Source organism: Streptococcus sp. DD11, assembly GCF_001578865.1.
GTDB classification, from domain to species: domain Bacteria; phylum Bacillota; class Bacilli; order Lactobacillales; family Streptococcaceae; genus Streptococcus; species Streptococcus panodentis.
This window is the reverse complement of the sequence record NZ_KQ969392.1, coordinates 70,828-75,743: the sequence shown is the minus strand read 5'-3', so window position 1 is coordinate 75,743 and position 4,916 is coordinate 70,828. Positions and strand designations below refer to the sequence as shown.

Below are 4,916 nucleotides of genomic sequence, written 5' to 3'. Positions count from 1 at the left end.
AGGGAATATGAGAACCATAAGGAGGAAGGACGATGAAATCCAAAAGATTAGCATTCTTATCCATTGCGCTCTTAGCAGTTCTGGGCCTGACAGCCTGTATGCCAAGCAGCCAAAACAATTCTCAGCAGAATCCAGGTCAGGAGAGCCATTCTTCTGAATCTATTGAAAAAATCTTAAAAAAGCGGAATCTGCCAATCAAGCAGTCAGCTCTATGAAACTGAAGGTAGACTTATCCATTACCGTTGATGGTTCAACGAAACATCAGACCATGGACGGGAGCCTGCTATATGACAAGCAATCAAAAGAGCTGGACAAGGGAGCCCTGATTCTGAGGGAGACTGCGGACGGGCAGCAGTCTTATCAGGAAATGATTATGAGCGGCGGTCAGGACATGCCGGTCTACAGCCGAGATTCTGAAAAAGGGACTTGGTCCAAAGAGCTGACAGAGGGGACGGCCCGCTATTTTGTACGCCCGGATTATTTCAGGCTGCTGGAGGGCCTGTATAGCATGGCAGATGATGTCAGCATGAAAGAAAGCGGCAGCGACTATGTCTTCACCCTTAAAAGCAAAAATACGGATATAATCGGATTGTTTGGGGATGAATTCAGTCTGGAGCTGAGCGGTGTAGCCCAGTCAGAAATGGACAAAACATTGGAAGTGCACCTGAATAAGGAGACACTCTACCTGAGCGATTTTAAGATGGACTTATCCTACAGCGGCGAGAAGGGCAGCCTGAAGACCAAGATAGCTAACCGGTTTTCAGATTGGAATAAGCTGGCAGATGACGCAATCACAGCGCCTGACTGAAAGAGAGGCTGGGACAACAGTACCCAGCTTCGTAACTTTTTATCGTTTGACTGATAAGACCCAGTGCTTTGAACAACTGACACTTCCTAGCGGAAGCCTTATCTGCGACCTCAAAAGCTTCGACATAGGCAGTATTGAAACGATTATTTTCAATACTGATAAATTAGTGCAAGAGCAGACCTGCTGACAAGATCGAAAACTCTGTCTGACCGATTGTTGCCCCGCTCTCCAAAGGACTGTTGGGCGGTCGATGAGAAATGAATGAGCGCTCGTCAGAATGCTCATCGTTTGTGAGTATAGGGTCAGCCAAAGACTGGACTCTCATACCTGTCGGAACAGCCGCAAGCCTGATCTGCTGCTGATGCAGGAATAGGCCGCTGCTTTTGCCAGAAAAATCACAGATTTGATCATCAGGAATGAGGCGATATATTTTCTGCCTTTTTTCTTAGTGCTTTTTCTTATTTCCTGTGTTATAATAAGAACGATTGAAAATGTGAACTTCAAAGGAGAAATGATCAATGGGACGTAAATGGGCCAATATTGTGGCAAAGAAGACAGCTAAGGACGGTGCAAACTCAAAGGTTTATGCTAAGTTCGGTGTAGAAATCTATGTGGCAGCTAAAAAAGGGGACCCTGATCCCGAGTCCAACTCAGCTCTTAAGTTCGTTATCGACCGGGCCAAGCAGGCGCAAGTGCCCAAGCATGTCATCGACAAGGCGCTGGACAAGGCCAAGGGAAATACAGATGAAACCTTTACCGAAGGCCGTTATGAAGGTTTTGGCCCCAATGGTTCCATGCTGATTGTGGATACACTGACTTCCAATGTCAACCGGACTGCAGCCAATGTCCGGGCTGCATTTGGCAAAAACGGCGGCAATATGGGAGCCAGCGGTTCGGTTGCCTATCTCTTTGATAATAAGGGAGTGATTGTCTTTGCGGGCGACGATGCCGACAGCATCTTCGAGCTGCTGCTGGAAGCGGATGTGGATGTGGACGATGTGGAGGCAGAGGCAGGAACGCTGACGGTCTATACAGCACCGACTGACCTGCACAAGGCCCTGCTTGCCCTGCGCGAATCCGGCGTTCAGGAATTCCAAGTGACAGAGCTGGAAATGATTCCTCAGTCAGAGGTGGAACTGACAGGGGAAGAGTTGGAAACATTTGAAAAACTTTACAGCGTCTTAGAAGATGACGAAGATGTCCAGAAAATCTACACAAATGTAGATGGATTCTAAGAATCACTCTTCGCAAGCAACAAACAGGCAGTCAACGACAATCAATACCCAACAGGGAGCTGCGGATAAAACTTCCAGTTGGGTGTTGATTTATTTTCATTGACTATCCGTATCAATCAGACGATAGAACGATAAGAAGCTGGGTACGTTTGTCCCAGCCTCGTTTTTTTATGTCTCATATTTCTGCCAAATGTCCTGAATTTGCTGGATTTGGGCATTGGCCTGATTTTCCAGCAGTTTATACTTATAGGACAGGTCCTGAGTGATGTCTTTCAGCTTATCTCTCTGTTCCTGAATAATGGCAACATTGCGCTGGATATTGGCCAGATTGTTCTGCACTCTGTCCAGAATATCAGCCGTTTCTACGACTTCTTGGCGGATCTTCTGGCGATTCTTGACCAGTCTGTAGCTAGCCGCTGCTGCCCCTGCAAATAACAACAAATTTGAAAATTTCATGGCTTCTCCTTAGGCTTGGGCAATCTTCTCAGCTAACTGGACCAGAGCTGGAAAGTCGGGCTCGTGCGCAGTGAAAGTGAGCTGCAGGTCATCATCCCCGCTGTAGCGCGGCGCCAGATGAACATGCGTATGGAAGACGGTCTGGCCAGCGACTTCTTCATTATTGTTGATGATATTCATACCGAGGGCGCCGGTTGCCTTCATGACCTTGCGGGCGATGTCCGGCACACGGGCAAAGAGCTGGCTGCTGCTGTCAGCATCCATTTCCAGCAGATTGCGGAAGTGCTCCTTGGGAACGACCAGGGTGTGGCCCGGTGTCACTTGGGAAATATCCAGAAAAGCCAGGACTTTATCGTCCTCATAAACCTTGGAGGAGGGGATTTCTCCGGCGATAATCTTACAAAAAATACAATCAGCCATAAATGATACCTCTATTCGCTAGATTTTGTTATAATATAAGAACCATTATACCAGATTTGGAGAAAATATGTTAGAAATCAAAGAGCTTACAGGCGGCTATGTCAATATTCCTGTTTTGAAAGAGGTCAGCTTTGAGGTGGAGAACGGGCAGCTGGTCGGTCTGATCGGCCTCAACGGTGCAGGCAAATCCACGACTATCAATGAAATCATTGGCCTGTTGACGCCCTACAAGGGCCAGATTCTGATTGACGGCCTGCAGCTGCAGGACAGTCCGGCTGCCTACCGCAAGAAAATCGGCTTTATTCCAGAGACGCCCAGTCTTTATGAAGAACTGACCCTGCGGGAACATATTGAAACGACGGCCATGGCCTACGATATAGAGCAGGACACAGCCTTTGAGCGTGTGGAGGAGCTGCTGGAGCTTTTTCGTCTCAAGGAAAAGTTAGACTGGTTTCCGATTCATTTTTCTAAGGGAATGAAGCAGAAGGTGATGATTATCTGCGCCTTTGTCGTAGACCCCAGTCTCTTTATTGTGGATGAGCCGTTTCTGGGGCTGGATCCGGTCGCTATTGCGGATTTAATCCAGCTGTTGGAGAGGGAAAAGAAAAAGGGCAAGTCCATTCTCATGAGTACCCATGTCTTGGACTCGGCGGAGAAAATGTGTGATTCCTTTGTGATTCTTCACAAGGGACAGGTGCGGGCTCAGGGCAGTCTGGCAACACTGCGGGAAGCATTTCAGATGCCCGCAGCCAGCCTCAATGACATCTATCTGACCTTGACGGAAGAGGCGGCACGATGAAAGAAGTATTTATCAAACGCCGACAGGAGTTTCGCGGTCAGTGCCTCAAGTATCTGCGGTATGTGTTCAATGATCACTTTGTCCTCTTTCTTCTGATTTTTATCGCTTTTCTGGCTATTCAGTACAGTCAGCTCCTGCGGCATTTTCCGGAGAACCATCTGCCCATTATCCTGAGCTTGGTCCTGCTGTCGCTTTTTATCCTGCCTTTTGGCTCTGTTGCTACCTATTTGGAGCGGCCGGATGCGCTCTTTCTTCTGGTCAAGGAAGCAGAAGTCGGCCGATTTATTAGGGAGCAGGTCCGTCGTTCTTATCTGCTCTATGCTGTTTTGCAGACGGGGATTTTGCTGCTGCTGGCTCCGCTCTTTTTGGCTCTGGGGCTGCCTGTCTGGGCCTTCGCTCTCTACTGTCTCCTCATGCTGCTGGCCAAATGGCTGCTCTTTCAGAGAAAAGTCGGCCGGTTTTTCAGCGGTGAGAGGCTGGACTGGCAAGCGGCTATTGCTTACGAGGAGCGGCGCAAGCAGGTCCTTCTGCGTTTCTTTGCCCTCTTTACCAATGTTAAGGGAATCTCAAACAGCGTCAAACGCCGGGCATATCTGGACGGTCTGACCAAGCTGCTGTCCAAGGAGCCGGGCCAGACCTGGTCCAATCTTTATCTGCGTTCCTATTTGCGCAATGGGGACTTGTTTGCCCTGACTCTGCGGCTCCTGTTCCTCGCTCTTTTAAGCATCCTCTTTGTCAGCCAGACTTGGATTGCTGCGGCCTTTGTGCTCTTGCTGAACTACCTCCTGCTTTTTCAGCTGACGGCGCTCTACGAGGCCTTTGATTATCAGCTGCTGACCCAGCTTTTTCCGCTGGAGGCAGGGGCCAAGATGAAAGGGGCCAGGCAGATTATCAGGGCTGTCGGCTGCAGTGTTCTGTCGGCCGAAATTCTGCTGGCATCCGTCTTTTTCCAGGACAAGCTGGCCGTTCTGGCTGTCTTGGCCGTCACCCTGCTCTTCTATCTTTTCTATTTGCCCTTTAAATTGAGGAGATTGGTTGACTAAAAGAGGCAAAACTAGTAAAATAGTAAGGAAACTTTTTACGGAGGGGAAACATGGACTTGATTGATAAAGAGCTGACCCTGACGCCGATACCAGGTAAGAGCGGAAAGGCCTATATGGGGACCTATCCAGACGGGGAACGCGTTTTCGTCAAGATG

The 4,916-nt window shown here is 48.8% G+C and carries 7 protein-coding genes and 1 pseudogene; 6 read left to right on the top strand and 2 right to left on the bottom strand.

What is annotated here, in order from left to right:
* The first annotated feature begins 32 nt into the window (after positions 1 to 32).
* The 3 genes from STRDD11_RS00365 (at position 33) to STRDD11_RS00355 (ending at position 2,043) form a co-directional block, all read left to right on the top strand.
* Positions 33 to 215 carry a hypothetical protein gene (locus STRDD11_RS00365; protein WP_128834274.1) on the top strand — a complete coding sequence of 61 codons (183 nt, stop codon included), beginning with the start codon at positions 33 to 35 and terminating at the stop codon, positions 213 to 215.
* Positions 212 to 808 (top strand): DUF6612 family protein, encoded by a 597-nt coding sequence (locus tag STRDD11_RS00360; RefSeq protein ID WP_128834272.1) that lies wholly within the window; start codon positions 212 to 214, stop codon positions 806 to 808. Before STRDD11_RS00365 ends, STRDD11_RS00360 begins: the two co-directional genes overlap by 4 nt.
* Before the next feature lie 518 nt (positions 809 to 1,326).
* On the top strand, positions 1,327 to 2,043 hold the full coding sequence (locus STRDD11_RS00355; RefSeq protein ID WP_128834269.1) for a YebC/PmpR family DNA-binding transcriptional regulator: 717 nt from the start codon (positions 1,327 to 1,329) through the stop codon (positions 2,041 to 2,043).
* Positions 2,044 to 2,211: 168 nt separating this feature from the next.
* Here STRDD11_RS00355 and STRDD11_RS00350 read toward each other — a convergent pair whose 3' ends face one another.
* Together STRDD11_RS00350 and STRDD11_RS00345 are read right to left on the bottom strand one after the other, a co-directional pair.
* On the bottom strand, positions 2,212 to 2,499 hold the full coding sequence (locus STRDD11_RS00350; RefSeq protein WP_128834267.1) for a hypothetical protein: 288 nt from the start codon (positions 2,497 to 2,499) through the stop codon (positions 2,212 to 2,214).
* A gap of 9 nt (positions 2,500 to 2,508) precedes the next feature.
* Positions 2,509 to 2,919: an HIT family protein gene (locus STRDD11_RS00345; protein ID WP_128834265.1), complete on the bottom strand. Its 411-nt coding sequence runs from the start codon at positions 2,917 to 2,919 to the stop codon at positions 2,509 to 2,511.
* A 67-nt stretch (positions 2,920 to 2,986) separates the two neighbouring features.
* On the opposite strand from STRDD11_RS00345, the gene STRDD11_RS00340 reads away from it, so the two are divergent.
* From STRDD11_RS00340 to STRDD11_RS13990, 3 genes and pseudogenes are all read left to right on the top strand, one after another.
* The gene (locus tag STRDD11_RS00340; RefSeq protein WP_128834263.1) at positions 2,987 to 3,718 is read left to right on the top strand and encodes an ABC transporter ATP-binding protein; all 732 of its coding nucleotides are present in this window, start codon (positions 2,987 to 2,989) and stop codon (positions 3,716 to 3,718) included.
* On the top strand, positions 3,715 to 4,761 hold the full coding sequence (locus STRDD11_RS00335; RefSeq protein ID WP_128834260.1) for an ABC transporter permease: 1,047 nt from the start codon (positions 3,715 to 3,717) through the stop codon (positions 4,759 to 4,761). Before STRDD11_RS00340 ends, STRDD11_RS00335 begins: the two co-directional genes overlap by 4 nt.
* Before the next feature lie 50 nt (positions 4,762 to 4,811).
* Positions 4,812 to 4,916: pseudogene (locus STRDD11_RS13990) on the top strand (aminoglycoside phosphotransferase); the annotation flags it as partial.

What these genes read in the sequence shown, in the direction of transcription:
- STRDD11_RS00335 (WP_128834260.1), top strand. Translation starts at nt 3,715, where the DNA reads ATGAAAGAAGTATTTATCAAACGCCGACAGGAGTTTCGCGGTCAGTGC.
- STRDD11_RS00355 (WP_128834269.1), top strand. Translation starts at nt 1,327, where the DNA reads ATGGGACGTAAATGGGCCAATATTGTGGCAAAGAAGACAGCTAAGGAC.
- STRDD11_RS00340 (WP_128834263.1), top strand. Translation starts at nt 2,987, where the DNA reads ATGTTAGAAATCAAAGAGCTTACAGGCGGCTATGTCAATATTCCTGTT.
- STRDD11_RS00345 (WP_128834265.1), bottom strand. Translation starts at nt 2,919, where the DNA reads ATGGCTGATTGTATTTTTTGTAAGATTATCGCCGGAGAAATCCCCTCC.
- STRDD11_RS00350 (WP_128834267.1), bottom strand. Translation starts at nt 2,499, where the DNA reads ATGAAATTTTCAAATTTGTTGTTATTTGCAGGGGCAGCAGCGGCTAGC.
- STRDD11_RS00360 (WP_128834272.1), top strand. Translation starts at nt 212, where the DNA reads ATGAAACTGAAGGTAGACTTATCCATTACCGTTGATGGTTCAACGAAA.
- STRDD11_RS00365 (WP_128834274.1), top strand. Translation starts at nt 33, where the DNA reads ATGAAATCCAAAAGATTAGCATTCTTATCCATTGCGCTCTTAGCAGTT.